The organism is Microvirga massiliensis (assembly GCF_001006805.1).
Taxonomy (GTDB): domain Bacteria; phylum Pseudomonadota; class Alphaproteobacteria; order Rhizobiales; family Beijerinckiaceae; genus Microvirga; species Microvirga massiliensis.
Map to the genome: position 1 here is coordinate 563,324 of NZ_LN811350.1, position 16,570 is coordinate 579,893.

Here is a 16,570-nt window from a genome sequence, read left to right on the forward strand (position 1 = left end):
GGGATGAGGCTTTCCTCATCCGTGATGAACGTTCCTGCGCCAAGCTGGCCGACAATCTCGTCCGCTACTTGGCGCGTTATGACAGGTCGATGACCTCACCCGAATTTGCTTGGAAGTGAACCATGGCACGCCAGGACGCCAACGAGACCTTTCTGCAAACTGCCTTTCTCTACGGGGCGAATGCCTCCTACATCGAGAATCTCTACGCTCGTTACCAGGACGATCCCGGCTCGGTCGACGCCGAATGGCAGGCCTTCTTCGCAGGCCTGAACGACGACAGACAGGCCGTCACCAAGAACGCGCGCGGCGCATCCTGGAAGCGGCCCAACTGGCCGGTTCCGGCCAATGGTGAACTCGTCTCGGCGCTCGACGGGAACTGGGCGCAGGTCGAGAAAGCCATCGGCGAGAAGATCAGCGCGAAGGCGCAGGCCAAGGGTGCCGTGATTTCCGCGGCCGACGTGCAGCTGGCGGCGCGCGATTCCGTCCACGCCATCATGCTCATCCGCGCCTACCGGGTTCGCGGACACCTGCACGCGAAGCTCGATCCGCTCGGAATCCAGCCCCATCCGAACGACGAGGAATTGCATCCCTCCCATTACGGCTTCTCGGAAGCGGATTGGGACCGCAAGATCTTCCTCGACAACGTGCTCGGCCTCGAGTTCGGCACCGTGCGCGAGATCGTTGCGATCCTCGACCGCACCTATTGCCAGACGCTCGGCGTCGAGTTCATGCACATCTCCGACCCTGTCGAGAAGGCATGGATCCAGGAGCGCATCGAGGGACCCGACAAGGAGATCGCCTTTACCCGGGAGGGCAAGCGCGCGATCCTGAACAAGCTCATCGAGGCCGAGGGCTTCGAGAAGTTCCTCGATCTCAAATACACGGGCACCAAGCGCTTTGGCCTCGACGGCGGCGAGTCTCTCATTCCGGCGCTCGAGCAGATCATCAAGCGCGGTGGCAATCTCGGCGTGAAGGAGATCGTCTTCGGCATGGCACACCGCGGCCGGCTGAACGTTCTCACGCAGGTGATGAACAAGCCGCATCGCGCGCTGTTCCACGAGTTCAAGGGTGGCTCCTTCGCGCCGGACGACGTCGAAGGCTCGGGTGACGTGAAGTACCATCTCGGTGCATCATCCGATCGCACCTTCGACGGCAACAACGTGCATCTCTCGCTGACCGCGAACCCGTCGCATCTTGAGATCGTCGATCCGGTCGTTCTCGGGAAGGTGCGCGCGAAGCAGGATCAGCACAACTGCTCTCCCGACGATCGCCGGGCGGTCATGCCGCTGCTCATTCACGGCGATGCGGCCTTCGCCGGCCAGGGCGTGGTGGCCGAGTGCTTCGGTTTGTCCGGCCTGAAAGGCCATCGCACCGGCGGCTCGCTCCACTTCATCATCAACAACCAGATCGGCTTCACGACCGATCCGCGCTACTCGCGCTCTTCGCCTTATCCCTCGGACGTCGCCAAGATGGTGGAGGCGCCGATCTTCCACGTGAACGGGGACGATCCGGAGGCTGTCGTCTTCGCCGCGAAAGTCGCGACCGAATACCGGCAGAAGTTCCAGAAGCCGGTCGTCATCGACATGTTCTGCTATCGCCGCTTCGGCCACAACGAGGGCGACGAGCCGGCCTTCACGCAGCCGCTGATGTATCGGCGGATCCGGTCGCATCCCTCCACGCTCGAGATCTATTCGAAGAAGCTTCTCGACGGGGGCATCGTCACCGAGCCCGAGATCGAGGCGATGAAGACCTCGTGGCGGGCAACGCTCGATGCGGAATTCGACGTGGCCCAGAGCTATAAGCCCAACAAGGCGGATTGGCTCGACGGCCGCTGGTCCGGGCTCAAGGCCGTGCGCGAGGATTGGGATGATCCGCGCCGCGGGCGGACGGGTGTCGCGGTCGCAACGCTGAAGGAGATCGGCACCAGAATCACTACGGTCCCGGAAGGATTCCACGTCCATCGCACGATCCAGCGCTTCCTCGACAACCGGCGCAAGATGCTGGAGACCGGCGAAGGGATCGACTGGGCCACGGGCGAGGCACTCGCCTTCGGGTCGCTGCTTCTCGAAGGTCATCGCGTGCGCCTGTCGGGACAGGACGTCGAGCGCGGCACCTTCTCGCAACGCCATTCCGTGTTGACCGACCAGGAGAACGAGGAGCGCTACACACCGCTCAACCACCTTCGCGAGGGCCAGTCCCGCTACGAGGTCATCAACTCGATGCTCTCGGAGGAGGCCGTGCTCGGCTTCGAATACGGCTACACCCTTTCGGAGCCGGATGCGCTCACCCTGTGGGAGGCGCAGTTCGGCGACTTCGCCAACGGCGCGCAGGTGGTCTTCGACCAGTTCATCTCGTCCGGCGAGCGCAAGTGGCTGCGCATGTCGGGGCTCGTCTGCCTGCTCCCGCATGGCTACGAGGGGCAGGGGCCGGAGCACTCGTCGGCCCGGCTCGAGCGCTTCCTGCAGATGTGCGCCGAGGACAACATGCAGGTGGCCTATTGCTCGACGCCGTCGAACTACTTCCACGTCCTACGCCGGCAGCTGAAGCGGGATTTCCGCAAGCCGCTGATCCTGATGACGCCAAAGAGCCTGCTGCGCCACAAGCGCTGCGTCTCCAGCCTCTCGGAATTCGCCGAAGGAACATGCTTCCATCGCGTTCTCGAGGATGATGCGCAGCGCGCAAGCGACGGCATCAAGCTCGTGAAGGACGACAAGATCCGGCGCCTGATCCTGTGCACCGGCAAGGTCTATTACGATCTCTTCGAGGAGCGCGAGAAGCGCGGGATCGACGACGTCTATCTGATGCGCGTCGAGCAGCTTTATCCGTTCCCCGTGAAGTCGCTGGCCGCCGATCTCGCCCGGTTCAGGAATGCCGACGTCGTCTGGTGCCAGGAGGAGCCCAAGAACATGGGCTCCTGGTCCTTCGTCGAGCCCTATCTCGAATGGGTGCTGAAGACCGCAGGATCCAAGGTGGAACGGCCTCGCTATGTCGGGCGGCCGGCCTCCGCGGCAACGGCGACCGGTTTGATGTCGAAGCACACCGCGCAACTTCAGGCCTTCCTCGACGAGGCCTTCGCAGCCTGACGTGACAACGACGACGGCCCGCACGGGCCGGCCGCAGCAGAGACAGAAAGCAGGGGCCCCGTATGGCGACCGAAATCCGCGTTCCGACCCTGGGTGAATCCGTTTCCGAGGCGACCATCGGGAGGTGGTTCAAGAAACCCGGAGATGCCGTCAAAGCCGACGAGCCGCTCGTCGAGCTCGAAACCGACAAGGTGACGCTCGAGGTGAACGCGCCATCGGCCGGAACGCTCGGCGACATCCTCGCGAAAGACGGCGAGACCGTTTCGCCTGGTGCAGTGCTCGGTTCGATCGTCGAGGGCGGAGCCGCATCCGCTCCGCCGGCGAAGGCGGAAGCCGCACCGGCTCCCAAGGCCGAAGCCCCGAAGCCGGCTCCGGCTGCTCCGGCGCAGGCACCGGCGGCCAGGGACAGCGGCCCTGCCGTTGCCCGGATCGCGGCCGAGAGCGGTGTCGACCCTGCCAGCCTCGCTGGAACGGGCAAGGGCGGCCGGGTCACGAAGGGCGACATGCTTGCCGCGATCGCCACCGGCGCCGCCGCAGCAGCACCGGCTCCGGCTGCACCCGTTCAGATGCGGGCGCCGTCCGTGCCGGACGATGCCGCACGCGAAGAGCGTGTGAAGATGACGAAGCTGCGCCAGACGATCGCGCGGCGTCTGAAGGATGCGCAGAATACCGCCGCCATGCTCACGACGTTCAACGACGTCGACATGAGCGCCGTGATGGGTTTGCGCACCCAGTACAAGGACGTGTTCGAGAAGAAGCACGGCGTGAAGCTCGGCTTCATGGGCTTCTTCACGAAGGCCGTCGTCCAGGCCCTGAAGGAGATCCCCGCTGTCAATGCAGAGATCGACGGCCAGGACATAGTATACAAGAACTACTACCACATCGGCATAGCCGTCGGGACCGAGAAGGGCCTCGTCGTGCCCGTCGTGCGCGATGCGGATCAACTCTCGATCGCCCAGATCGAAAAGACGATCAGCGATTTCGGCCGGCGCGCCCGCGACGGGCAGCTCAAGATCGACGAGATGCAAGGCGGCACCTTCACGATCACGAATGGCGGCATCTACGGTTCGCTGATGTCGACGCCGATCCTCAACGCACCGCAATCCGGAATCCTCGGCATGCACCGCATCGAGGAACGGCCCGTAGTACGCAACGGGCAGATTGTTGCGCGGCCGATGATGTATCTCGCGCTTTCCTACGATCACCGCATAGTCGACGGCAGGGAGGCCGTCACCTTCCTGGTGCGCGTGAAGGAGGGGCTGGAGGATCCGGCGCGCCTGGTGCTCGATCTCTGAGTTCGTTCCGCAGATGAAAGGCGGCCTGCGGGGCCGTGTTCTCCGGCCGTGACGGCCGGGCAGGTGGAGATTTTCGATGTCCTACGATCTCGTCGTCATCGGCACCGGCCCCGGGGGCTATGTGTGCGCCATCCGCGCGGCGCAGCTCGGGCTCAAGACCGCCGTCGTCGAGAAGCGCCCCGCCCATGGCGGCACCTGCCTGAACGTGGGTTGCATTCCGTCGAAGGCTTTGCTGCACGCCTCCGAGGCCTTCGAGGAGGCGAAGAGCCATCTCAAGGATCTCGGGATCTCCGTCGGCGAGCCGACGCTCGATCTCGGCAAGATGATGACTTTCAAGCAGGAAGGGATCGACGGCAACACGAAGGGCGTCGAGTTCCTTCTGAAGAAGAATAAGATCGACACGTTCCAGGGGCTCGGGCGCATTGCAGCAGTAGGGCAGGTCGAGGTCTCGGGAGACGATGGTTCGAAGCAGGTTCTCGAAACCAGGAACATCGTGATCGCGACGGGCTCCGACGTCACGCGCCTGCCCGGCGTCGAAATCGACGAGAAGATGGTCGTGTCATCCGAGGGAGCTCTCGAGCTCCCGCAAGTCCCAAAGCGTCTTCTCGTGATCGGTGCCGGCGTGATCGGACTCGAACTCGGCTCGGTCTGGCGGCGCCTCGGCTCCGAAGTCACTGTCGTGGAGTATCTGGACAGGATTCTTCCCGGCATGGACGGTGAGGTCGCCAAGCAGTTTCAGCGCATCCTCGGCAGGCAGGGCTTTCAGTTCAAGCTCGGCACGAAGGTCACGACCGTCGAGCGCCGCAACGGCGTCGCCTCGGTGACCATTGAGCCGGCTGCCGGAGGGACTTCGGAGAATCTCGAGGCCGACGTCGTGCTCGTCGCGATCGGGCGTGTGCCGTATACCGAAGGTCTCGGGCTCGAGCACGTCGGCGTTCAGAAGGACAACCGTGGACGGATCCAGACCGACGAGCATTTTGCGACGAACGTGACGGGAATCTACGCGATCGGCGACGTGATCGATGGCCCGATGCTCGCCCACAAGGCCGAGGACGAGGGCATGGCGGTCGCCGAGATTCTCGCTGGCAAGGCGGGACACGTGAACTACGACGTGATCCCGAGCGTGGTCTATACCTATCCGGAAGTCGCTTCCGTGGGTAAGACCGAAGAGGAGCTCAAGGAAGGCGGCATCGCCTACAACACCGGCAAATTCCCTTTTACGGCGAACGGACGCGCGAAGGTCAATCGCACAACCGAAGGTTTCGTGAAGATCCTCGCAGACGCGAAGACCGATCGCGTTCTCGGCGTGCACATCGTCGGCCCCGATGCCGGCAACCTGATCCACGAGACGGCGATCGCGATGGAGTTCGGTGCGTCATCCGAAGACATCGCGCGCACGTGTCATGCGCACCCGACGCTCAACGAGGCCGTGCGCGAGGCGGCGCTCGCCGTGGAGAAGCGCGCCATTCACATGTGAGGGGTACTGAGCGCACCACATCATCACGGAGGCCATTCCCGCGGAGTCCGTGACGGTCTCGGGCCGAATTGACCGGGCCCTGCGGAAGAGCTTGGCACATGGCTCCTTCTCATCGTCTGAGCCGTCTCGTGATCTTGCCACGCGCTGAACCCGCATCGTCATAGGTGTTTGTCCGCACCGCCTTGACGCTACCGTCGCCAAGAGTGGGGTCGAGGCGTTCGCCACTCCTATGAGCAAGCTGACCCGAGAGCTTCGGTTTCGCCTCGGCACGCAGCCGTTCGACATGATCACGGCCTTTCGCCCGGTTGGAAGCGCCTGCGCGCCTGGCCTCAAGAGAGCTCCGCAGCGAAACACCGGTTGAACCCACGAGACAAAGCCTCCTGGGTGTTTGCTCCAGTCATGGCTCGAAAGAGGGACTGGCGCGTCGCTGTCCTCCAGAAGATATCCGTAGATTACGCCGCCACTTGAGCTGATCTATTCCGACACAATTCGGCAGATTGCCGCTTATTTCCATGTCGTGTGTGTGGTTACCAGATCGACCTTAACAGTGGCGGTCCTCAGGGATACGGGCGCGGATGGGTCGGATCTCCCTCTCCATCACCCTTGCCAGCAGCTCGTGCACTCGGACGATTGGCTAAAACACAATTTTACGCTTGTCACAAAGTCAAAAAGTTGATAAAAAATTACCCGAAGCCGAGGCACACAATAAGACCTGACCAAGTTCGGGCATGAAGGCGTCCCGGTAAAAATTAACACACTGGCAAAAAGCGGCGTTGCGCGCCCAGCCATCCGGCAAGCGAGGCGCTAGCTCGTCGGCGCGGCGTGCGGTGACGACAAAGGGCAATGGGATTTGTTGCCGCGTCCGAGATCGCTCTCTCGGGTGAATGCGGGCGCGCGCAAATATCTCGGAGGGTTCTATGAACTATTACTCGCGGCATGGCTTGATCGGCCCGGGCGATGGCCTGGACTCATCTCGTCGCTCCTCCGAGACGGTATCCAAGACGGCACTCGTCACGGGCGGAGCAGGCTTTCTTGGCTCGCATCTTTGCAATCGTCTCATGCGAGACGGCGCTCGCGTGGTGTGTCTCGATAATTTCACCACCGGAAGCTTCGAGAACATCGCGCACCTCATCGACGATCCTCACTTCGCCACCGTTCGGCAGGACGTTTGCGAGCCGCTGCTCGCAGAGGTCGACGAGATCTACAATCTCGCCTGCCCGGCATCTCCGCCTCACTACCAGGCGGATCCGGTTCAAACGATGAAAACAAATGTCTTGGGCGCGCTCAACGTTCTGGAGCTTGCCCAACGCAGGGATATTCCCGTGTTCCAGGCCTCCACATCTGAGGTGTACGGCGATCCTCAACTCCATCCGCAACCAGAGGGTTACTGGGGTCATGTCAATCCGATTGGGCCTCGCTCCTGTTACGATGAAGGCAAGCGCGCCGCGGAAACGCTGTTCTTCGACTTCGCGAGGATGCACGGAACCAAGATCAAAGTAGTTCGGATCTTCAATACCTACGGGCCTCGGATGAGACCCGACGACGGCCGCGTCGTATCGAACTTCATCGTCCAGGCGCTCAAGGGTGACGACATCACCATCTACGGTGACGGCAGCCAGACCAGATCATTCTGCTATGTGGATGACCTCATTGAAGGTTTCGTTCGTTTCATGCGGGCGCCGGCCCATGTGATGGGGCCGATTAACCTGGGCAATCCAGGCGAATTCACGATACGGGAACTCGCCGACCTCGTTGTCGATATCACGAACTCTCGGTCGCGCGTCGTGCACGTCTCGCTGCCGATCGATGATCCCAGGCAGCGCCGCCCGGATATCACTCGGGCTGACCGTCTGCTCGGCTGGCAGCCTCGGATCCCGTTGGTCGACGGGCTCGCCCGGACGATTGCCTACTTCGATATCTTGCTCAGCGCCGGGCGAAAAGCCCTGCCGGAGGTCGTCGCGTGAACGGCCGGCCCGTCTTCGTCACCGGCGGTGCCGGATTCATTGGCAGCCACACATGCAAGTTGCTGTCGTCAGTCGGCATCGAGCCTGTGGCCTTCGACAATCTGTCGACGGGGCATCGCGAATCCGTCCGCTGGGGCCCACTCGTCGAGGGTGACATTCTCGATACCGACCGGCTTGGCGGCGCTCTGCGGATCTACCGGCCGTCCGCAGTGATTCACTTCGCGGCCTCGGCCTATGTCGGAGAGAGCGTCACAGATCCCAGCAAATACTATCGGAACAACGTCGTTGGCACTCTCTCGCTGCTTGAGGCCTGCCGAGCGGCCGAGGTATCCAACGTCATCTTCTCGAGCAGTTGTGCCACCTACGGCACTCCCGCCTCGTTTCCCATCGACGAGGAAACGCCACAGCAGCCCATCAACCCGTATGGGCGCAGCAAACTGACATGCGAGCAGCTGCTGCGCGACTTCGCGGATGCATACGGACTGCGCTTCGTCAGCTTGCGATATTTCAACGCCTGCGGTGCGGATCCCGACGGAGAGCTCGGAGAGTGGCACGACCCGGAGACACATCTGATCCCGCGTGCCCTCATGGCAGCTGCTGGACGGCTGCGCTACCTGCCGGTGTTCGGGGATGATTATGACACGCCCGATGGGACATGCATCCGCGACTACATTCATGTCTGCGACCTGGCGCGGGCTCACGTCGAGGCGGTGCGCTATCTGGCTGCCGGTAGTGAGAGCATAGCCCTCAATCTCGGCGCCGGCCGCGGGCTGTCGATCCTCGATGTCCTCTCGGCGATCGAGCGCGTGACGGGTCGGCAGGCCCCGATTCTCTTCGAGCCGAGGAGGCCAGGTGATCCGCCTGTGCTCGTAGCACACACGAAAGCAGCCAAAGAGCATCTCGGTTTTTCGGCAGAGCTGTCCGACATCGACACGATCATCCGCACAGCGGCCCCGTGCTTCGGCCTTGGAGTGCAGACATGACCACAATCCTCCCGGATCGTGGCACCGGGCCAATCACGGAAATAGCGGGCGCGGCGGGAGCCCCGCGTCTCGAGCCTCTCCATTCGCGCTTTCAGAAACTGGAATATCTAGCTTGGTGCGCGCTCTGGGTGCTCGCGCTCGGAAGCTTCTGGATCTGGTGGTTCGATCCGGCTCACAAAATCGGCCTTGGTCCCTTCATCCTGATTACTCTCGTCCTTGCGTGGATCACGCTGCTTCCGATCTATTTCCTCCTCATTTACTTCGGCGCTAGGCGCCAAATCGGACCGCTGTGCCTGCCGCCCGCAAGTCGCGTAGCCATGGTCGTCACCAAGGCGCCCTCGGAGCCGTTCTCAGTTGTTCGCCAAACGCTGGAGGCGATGCTCGACCAGGATCTGCCTCACGACACCTGGCTTGCCGATGAAGACCCTGCTCCGGAGACGCTGGCCTGGTGCGCGGCGCGCGGAATCAGCATTTCAACTCGCCGTGGAAGGCCCGACTATCATCGTGCCACCTGGCCGCGGCGGACGCGATGCAAGGAAGGCAACCTTGCGTATTTCTACGATCATTTCGGATACGAGCGCTATGATTTCGTGGTTCAGCTCGACGCCGACCACGTTCCGACGCGGACATATCTTCGCGAGATGCTGAAGCCCTTCGCAGATCCACGCGTCGGCTATGTCTCTGCGCCAAGCATCTGCGATCTCAATGCACGCGAGAGTTGGTCGGCCCGAGGCCGCCTGTATCTCGAGGCCAGCCTCCATGGCGCGCTCCAGGCAGGCTACAACGGAGGCTGGGCTCCGCTTTGCATCGGTTCCCACTACGCCGTGCGGACGAAGGCCCTGAGAGAGTGCGGGGGCTTGGGGCCCGAACTCGCGGAAGACCATTCCACCACGCTGATGTTGAACGCAAGCGGCTGGCGGGGCGTGCACGCCATCGATGCAATTGCGCATGGCGACGGACCACGCACCTTCGCGGATCTCGCGACGCAGGAGTTCCAGTGGTCACGAAGCCTCGTTACGATCCTGCTTCAATACGCGCCGACCCTGGTGCGGCGGCTGCCTCCCAGGCTCAAGTTCCAGTTCCTGTTCTCTCAGCTCTGGTATCCGCTGTTCTCGCTGTCGATGGCGATCATGTTCGCCCTGCCGATCATCGCCCTTCTGTCCGGCAGGAATTTCGTGAGCGTCTCCTATCCGGACTTTCTCACGCGGTTCGTGCCGATCTCGGCGGTGCTCGTCCTGATGGCGCTCAGGTGGCGCGCCGCAGGCCATTACCGCCCTTGCGACGCGAAGGTGCTGAGCTGGGAAGGCACCCTTTTCCTGTTTGCACGATGGCCCTGGTCGCTGTGGGGGTGCATCATGGCCGTGCGCGACTGGACGACCGGGTCATTCGTCGATTTCCGCGTGACGCCAAAGGGCAATGGCAAGGTCGGCCCATTGCCTCTGCGGGTGATTGCTCCCTACGCCATTCTCGCCCTGATCTCGGCGTTGCCGCCGCTTCTGGTCGCGGATGCCGGGGCCGCCCGAGGCTTCTATGCCTTCGCGATCCTCAACGCCTTCGTATACGCAGGACTGTTCTGCGCGATCGTGCTTCTGCACGCCCTCGAGAATGCACTTCCGCTCCTCGAGGCGCCTCGGCCCATCCTGGCGCAGGCCGCGATAGCCGCGATCCTCCTCTTCCTTCCTGCGGTCGCGACAACCACTCGTGGCCCCAGCGGTGTCGAAGCACTGACCTGGGGGGCTCCTGGCCTACAGCTCACGCACGCCGAGTTCCGGGTGGCCGGGGCCGGCCAGGGCGGAGCTGCTCTGCGTAAGGTCAGGTTCCGGTCGTGGTCCGCCATTCCGCGGACGGGCTGACGTCGATGTTGCAGATCGGATCGGCAAAATTGGAGAGATGGCTTCCCGCAGATCCGATCGCTGCGCGAGGCCAAGCAGAGAGCAAGGTTGCGGCTAAGGGCAAGTGAGCAGGGCGGCATGAATTCGATCACGGCAAGATTGTTGAGCTTGATAATGGCGGCCGCTTGGCTCGGTTGGAGCGGAACTGGTCACGCATCCGAAAGCCGCGATCCGGGAGGAACGGTTCTTTCCGCAGGCGAGCTCTATGAAATCTACAAGAATCGGACCTGGCTCTGGGACAAGGGTGCCGGCCATTTCGCCGTCGACCGTAGATTCACTGCTTGGTCTGGAGATGGCTCCTCGGCGACCTATGCGGACGGACGCTGGCACGTGACCGATAAGGGCCAAATGTGCTTCAGCGCTGTCTGGCACTACCAGGGCGGCGAGAAACCGGTTGTCACATGCTTCGGGCACCGGAAAGTCGGCCGCGTGATCTATCAGCGCAAAGAACCTTCAGGATCCTGGTACGCCTTCCGCAATTTTCCCCGGAAGAGAACCGACGAGAGCGAAAAGCTCGTCTCCGGAAATCGCGTAGATGGTGATTTCAACAAAGCCGCAGCGCTCGTCGCCGGTTCCCGATGATTGCGGGAGCCGGCTGCGACATCAGGCCGGCTCCGCTCGCCTTCCAGATGGCAGAGGAGTGGACAGTGAAGCATAGAAGCCTTTCCGCAGCCCTGTGCTTCGGCGTGGTGCTCGCAGCCGCCACAGTGGCATGTCCTGCGGCGGCGCAGACAAAACGCCTGCCGTCGGATGTCGGGGCTGCCGGCACGAGCAAGATGCCGGTCATTCATCCTGACGGGATTGCGCTTGGGGCGTATGACCCCCATGGCGACTTCTCCAATGTCGAGAAGGCTACGATCGAGCATCTTTTTCTTCCTTGGCTCGACGTCGATCTTTCGTCTCTGCTGGAGGCGGATGCCTATGCAAGCAGCCGAGGCCGGAAGATCCTCGTGACGGTCGAGCCCTGGTCCTGGTCCGAGAACTGGAGCATGTCCCCTCAGGACCTCCGGGACAGGATCTTGAGCGGCGGGTACGATGACAACATCGATGCCGTCTGTGGGATGATTGCCCGCCTGCGCGCTCCGGTAACCATCCGCTGGGCGCATGAAATGGACGATACGTCCGGACAGTTCCCCTGGTCCCAGTGGACACCTGAACGCTACGTCAAGGCCTACCAGAAATTCGTGACCCGCTGCCGGTCATCCGTTGCCCGGGCGGAGTACATGTGGTCCCCAATCGGGAACGAGAATCTGGCCGAGTACTATCCGGGCAACGACTACGTGGACGTCGTGGGATTGTCGGTATTCGGGCTTCAGCAATACGACAACGACAAGTTCGGTCGGGATCGCTCATTCGCAGACATCCTGAAGCCGAAATACGAAGCGGCAAAGATCTTCAGCAAGCCTATTGTCGTGGCCGAGCTCGGTTATGAAGGTAACACGGAGTACGTCGAGAATTGGGCCAACGCGGTAGCCCTGAAGAACCCGGATTTTCCGGAACTCGCCGCGGTCGTCTACTTCAACGACAGAGAGGTCTATCCGTGGCCGGAAAATTACGGACTGCCGAACTGGCGGGTCGCAAGAGAGGCCGCCGAGTGACCGTATCCGAGCCGGAGAGAGGAATGACTCGATCGGTTTGATGAATCTTGCTCTTCATTCCGTGGGCGACCGGGCCCATTCGAATCCGGCTCGACGGAATGAAACCTGACACGACGAGAGGCAAGATCACGGCTCGTCAAGGCTAATGGATTCTTCATGAGAATTTTAGTGGCCCGTTTCATCGGAACTGCAGGCGGTGAGCGTTTCTTCTTTCGCCATCCATGGCGAGGGAAGAAGACTCATGTTGTTCAGGCAAGGCGAAAGCTCTCACGGATTCAAGCTCAGGATTCTCGCGCAAGTCTTGCTGACCAGCGCTCTCCTCGCAGGCTGCACCTCAACTCAGGAGGCCAGTCTTTCGGCTTTTCCGCAGAGCGACCCAGAGCATACCGGCACAGTCGCGCGGAGCGCCAGTGGGACAGCACCACTCCTGCGGTCGCCGGAGCTGCGCCGCACAGCGCTCTCCTATCTCGGCTCCGCGGATTACATCTGCACGCCGAGTGGCTTTGGCAGGATGTCCCGCTGCTTCGCTCGCCCGCGCTAGAGCAAGCTTCCTGGCGTCCGGTTCATACTGACAAGCACGCGCTGCCCTACGGCGAATCGCACGATTCAGACCCGCGGCTCCTCCTGACCGAAGGCGCCGGTCTCACTCCGTATGAAGGGCATCCGCATGTTACTTAGAACTATCCTTGTCATGGCCGTGCTCGGCGCTCCGGCCGCCGCCCTCGCCGCCTCCGGGCGGACCGTTCCCGCAGTTACGGCCGCGGTGGATCCCGGCAAAGGTGCAGCCTCGGTGCCGCAAACGGATCGTTTCGATGCCGTACGGGCCCGGATCGGCAAGGCGATCAAGAATCCGAAGGTGGCCGTAGACGCTGCCGTGCTCAGGATGTTCCAGGCGGAAGCCGACAGGCTGAAATCCGGAGATGATGCACTCCTGCTCGGCTGGCTCGGCTTCGCGCGCAAGGACTGGGACACCGCGATCATCTGGTTCCGCCGCGCCAAGGCCTGGGGCAGGGACAAGCAGGCCGACGAGGGGCTCGTCTGGGCTCTCAACGGGGCCGGCCGCTTCGCCGAAGCCGAGGACTTCGCCTATGCGCGCCGGGCAACCGGCAAGTTCGGCAAGATCTACGTCGACGTTGTCTCGACACAGCTCTTCGGTCCCAAAGCTCGTGCCCTGCCGCGTCAGCGCCTCAACCGCTTCGAGCGGACTGTGCGGGAAACACGCTCCGCCGCCGGCGCGGAGGCGCTTGCCTGGCACCTATTCAAGCGCAAGGCATACTCGCGCGCCAAACCCTGGTTCGAGCGGGCCATCGCCTGGGGAGCAAATGAATCGCGGGTGCTCGGACTTGCCTATACCCATCAGAAGCTCGGCGAAATGGGCGCGCTACGAAGCCTCGCCACCCGGCACGGCAAACGCTATCCGGCCGTCGCAACCTTCGAGCGACATCTGCGAATGGCTGCCATCCAGGCCAAGGCTGAAAGTCGCAAGTCCAAGGAGGCGGGCGCCCTCTATGATGAAGCCGTCACCCACTTCAAGGCGTGGCGCTACAAGGAGGCAATGGCAGCCCTCGAGGCCCACGAGCGGCTCCTGCCCGGGAATGAGGCGGCTGGGGTCATGCGCGGTTGGACCCTTTATATGCAGCACCGCTATCAGGAGGCGCAGAACCTCTTCGCCCAGATGAACCGGCGGCGCTCGACCAAAGACACTCTTCAGGGGATGTACGAATCCTGCGCGGCCTATACGCCCGAGCAGTTCTGCTACAACCTTAGTCGGTGAGGCGTCGGCGATAGCGACACGTCGGCCATCGACTCTCCAAGGTCGAGGTTCGAAACAGGTGCCCATCAGGTCTTACATAAGGAATGCACCTCGCATTGGCCCGCCAGCGCCGCCTCAGACGACCGAATGAAGCTGGCTCGCCTGAGAACAGTTTGTCGAGGCAGGGCGAAGAGTCTTGCTCGACCAGCGCGAAGTTTGCGCTGAGCCGATCGCTCAAGGCACTTATCTCGAACCCAGTCGATGCAGCCCTGCCTCGATTCCGGACTAGTCAAGTGGCTGCAGATCAGCGTCTCCATGAGGAAGAGGTCATGCCTGATGACGGCTCCCGTCCTCACCATGAGAATATTCGGCGCGAGGGTGCATATACATGCTGACCCTCACGCCAGGGCACCTGCAGGCCTCGCTTCGGCTCTCTCATGGAGAGAGCCGAAGCGATGGACATAATGATACCACGCGGCCTACCGAACGGACTTACGACGGCCGGACGCTTCCCGCCTGGCCCGCGCTCTCGCTATTTGTCCACGGACGCAAGGCCTCAGGCCCGCGCATGTCCCGTGGCGTCTCGAATCCGTCGCGTCGTGCGGTGCCGCGCATGTCCGTCGGCGAGCGTGGGAAGCCGGAGCGGTCGCTATAGTCGCGCAGTGGCGGCAACGGATGCGGGCTTTCTCTGCTGAGCGCCTGGGCGCAGTAGAGATCGAGCGCCGTGACGCCCGCAACGGCGGCCGCAGCGATCCCGACGTTGTCGCGTTTCCGGTTGCCGCCATCGAGGCTTCCCGCGAGCGTGGCGAGATCCAGCGCATCGCCGGCGACGCGACCCCAGATCCATGGCGTCGGATCTCTCGACGCGAGAATGCCGATGCCGGTCGCGATCTCGCGCAATCCATAGGCGCGCACCAAGGATTCCTGGCCTCGCATGCCGAGGGCTCGCGTCAGCGAGTGTGACGCCGCCAATTCGAACAATCCGAGGCCTATCGAGAACACGCCGAGCCCGCGTGCCAGTGTGTCGGTGGTGGAATCCGGATGTCCGCGGCGTCCCGATCTTTGCGTCTCGTAGCGCATCGTTCACCTCCATTACGGTTTTCAGTCCCGTCGTCGCGATTCACCGCGCCCATCCGGGCCAGCGGCTGTTTCCTCGGAGATCGTTACGGCTTGAGCACCACCTTGATGCAGTTGTCCTTCTTGTCCCGGAAGGTCTGGTACATCTCGGGTCCGCGCTCGAGCGGCTCGGTATGCGTGATCACGAAGGATGGATCGATCTGACCTTCCTGAATCCGGCGTAGGAGATCGTCGGTCCAGCGATTCACATGGGTCTGGCCGGTCCGCAGGGTGAGGCCCTTGTTCATCACCATTCCGAACGGGACCTTGTCGATCAGGCCGCCATAGACGCCGGGAACGGACAGCGTTCCGGCAGGGCGGCACACATAGATCATCTCGCGCAACACATGCGCACGATCGCTCTCCAGCATCAGTGCCTGCTTGGCGCGGTCATAGATTGCGTCGAGGGTCGCCGTGGCGTGTGCCTCCATCCCAACTGCGTCGATGCATTTTTCCGGGCCCTTACCTTGCGTGAGATCGTTCAATCTCTCGACGACGCTCTCGTCTTCGAAATTGATCGTGATCGCGCCGCCGGCGCGGGCCATGTCGAGCCGCTCGGGAACACGGTCGATCGCGATTACCTGCTTGGCGCCGAGCAGAATCGCGGAACGGATCGCCATCTGGCCGACCGGGCCGCAGCCCCAGATCGCCACCGTGTCGGTCGGCTCGATGTCGCATTGCACCGCCGCCTGCCAGCCGGTCGGGAAGATATCGCCGAGGAAGAGCACCTGCTCGTCAGTCAGGCCATCGGGGATTTTCACGTGTGTCTTGTCGGCGAACGGAACACGCACGTATTCGGCCTGTCCGCCCGCATAGCCGCCCGTCAGGTGCGTGTAGCCGAACAGGCCCGCCGTGGTATGCCCGAATACCTTTTCGGCAATCTCCTTATTGCGGTTCGAGCGCTCGCAGACCGAGAAGTTGCCCCGTTTGCACTGGTCGCACTCGCCGCAGAAGATCGTGAACGGCACGACGACCCGGTCTCCGACCTTGAGCGCATGCCGGGCACCCGGTGCAACCTCGACGACCTCGCCCATGAACTCGTGACCGACGATGTCGCCCTTCTCCATGCCGGGCATGAAATGATCGTAGAGATGAAGATCGGATCCGCAGATCGCGCAGCTCGTCACCTTCACGATCGCGTCCCGCTCGTCCTCGATCCTGGGATCCGGGACCGTGTCGCAGCGAATGTCGGTCGTGCCGTGCCAGACGAGAGCTCTCATGACGCGCGTCCTCCAGGAGTGATCCGGTTCTCGCGCCCTTCGGTAGTGGCGATACCGTGTCCGAGTTCCGCAGCCGGTCCGGAGCGGGTCGTGCACGCGTCTCGACCGCAAAGGGCCGACGCAAACGCCCGAGGGCGCGAGATGTTGCAGCTCGGCCATATGGACAGGCGAAAGCGGCCTACCGACCGC

The 16,570-nt window shown here is 62.6% G+C and carries 11 protein-coding genes; 9 read left to right on the forward strand and 2 right to left on the reverse strand.

What is annotated here, in order from left to right; translation table 11 throughout:
• The first annotated feature begins 122 nt into the window (after nucleotides 1-122).
• From BN1233_RS02635 to BN1233_RS02680, 9 genes are all read left to right on the forward strand, one after another.
• Nucleotides 123-3,083 (forward strand): 2-oxoglutarate dehydrogenase E1 component, encoded by a 2,961-nt coding sequence (locus BN1233_RS02635; RefSeq protein WP_046861890.1) that lies wholly within the window; start codon nucleotides 123-125, stop codon nucleotides 3,081-3,083.
• Between the two features lie 62 nt (nucleotides 3,084-3,145).
• Nucleotides 3,146-4,378 carry a 2-oxoglutarate dehydrogenase complex dihydrolipoyllysine-residue succinyltransferase gene (odhB, locus tag BN1233_RS02640; RefSeq protein WP_046861891.1) on the forward strand — a complete coding sequence of 411 codons (1,233 nt, stop codon included), beginning with the start codon at nucleotides 3,146-3,148 and terminating at the stop codon, nucleotides 4,376-4,378.
• Between the two features lie 76 nt (nucleotides 4,379-4,454).
• The gene (lpdA, locus tag BN1233_RS02645; RefSeq protein WP_046861892.1) at nucleotides 4,455-5,855 is read left to right on the forward strand and encodes a dihydrolipoyl dehydrogenase; all 1,401 of its coding nucleotides are present in this window, start codon (nucleotides 4,455-4,457) and stop codon (nucleotides 5,853-5,855) included.
• Nucleotides 5,856-6,772: 917 nt separating this feature from the next.
• Nucleotides 6,773-7,819, forward strand: a complete 1,047-nt coding sequence (locus BN1233_RS02650) for a UDP-glucuronic acid decarboxylase family protein (protein WP_046861893.1) — start codon at nucleotides 6,773-6,775, stop codon at nucleotides 7,817-7,819.
• Nucleotides 7,816-8,802, forward strand: coding sequence for a UDP-glucose 4-epimerase GalE (gene galE / locus BN1233_RS02655; RefSeq protein WP_046861894.1), 987 nt, complete (start codon nucleotides 7,816-7,818; stop codon nucleotides 8,800-8,802). Before BN1233_RS02650 ends, galE begins: the two co-directional genes overlap by 4 nt.
• On the forward strand, nucleotides 8,799-10,655 hold the full coding sequence (locus BN1233_RS02660; RefSeq protein ID WP_082145103.1) for a glycosyltransferase family 2 protein: 1,857 nt from the start codon (nucleotides 8,799-8,801) through the stop codon (nucleotides 10,653-10,655). The genes galE and BN1233_RS02660 overlap by 4 nt, the downstream gene beginning before the upstream one ends.
• A 117-nt stretch (nucleotides 10,656-10,772) precedes the next feature.
• Nucleotides 10,773-11,276, forward strand: a complete 504-nt coding sequence (locus tag BN1233_RS02665; RefSeq protein WP_046861895.1) for a DUF995 domain-containing protein — start codon at nucleotides 10,773-10,775, stop codon at nucleotides 11,274-11,276.
• A gap of 47 nt (nucleotides 11,277-11,323) precedes the next feature.
• On the forward strand, nucleotides 11,324-12,292 hold the full coding sequence (locus BN1233_RS02670; protein ID WP_046862410.1) for a glycoside hydrolase family 26 protein: 969 nt from the start codon (nucleotides 11,324-11,326) through the stop codon (nucleotides 12,290-12,292).
• 667 nt (nucleotides 12,293-12,959) lie between these two features.
• On the forward strand, nucleotides 12,960-14,066 hold the full coding sequence (locus BN1233_RS02680; RefSeq protein WP_147706933.1) for a hypothetical protein: 1,107 nt from the start codon (nucleotides 12,960-12,962) through the stop codon (nucleotides 14,064-14,066).
• Between the two features lie 471 nt (nucleotides 14,067-14,537).
• Here the strand turns inward: BN1233_RS02680 and BN1233_RS02685 are convergent, their stop codons facing one another.
• Nucleotides 14,538-15,125 carry a hypothetical protein gene (locus BN1233_RS02685; protein ID WP_046861898.1) on the reverse strand — a complete coding sequence of 196 codons (588 nt, stop codon included), beginning with the start codon at nucleotides 15,123-15,125 and terminating at the stop codon, nucleotides 14,538-14,540.
• A gap of 83 nt (nucleotides 15,126-15,208) precedes the next feature.
• Nucleotides 15,209-16,381, reverse strand: a complete 1,173-nt coding sequence (locus tag BN1233_RS02690; RefSeq protein WP_046861899.1) for a zinc-dependent alcohol dehydrogenase — start codon at nucleotides 16,379-16,381, stop codon at nucleotides 15,209-15,211.
• Nucleotides 16,382-16,570 lie beyond the last annotated feature (189 nt).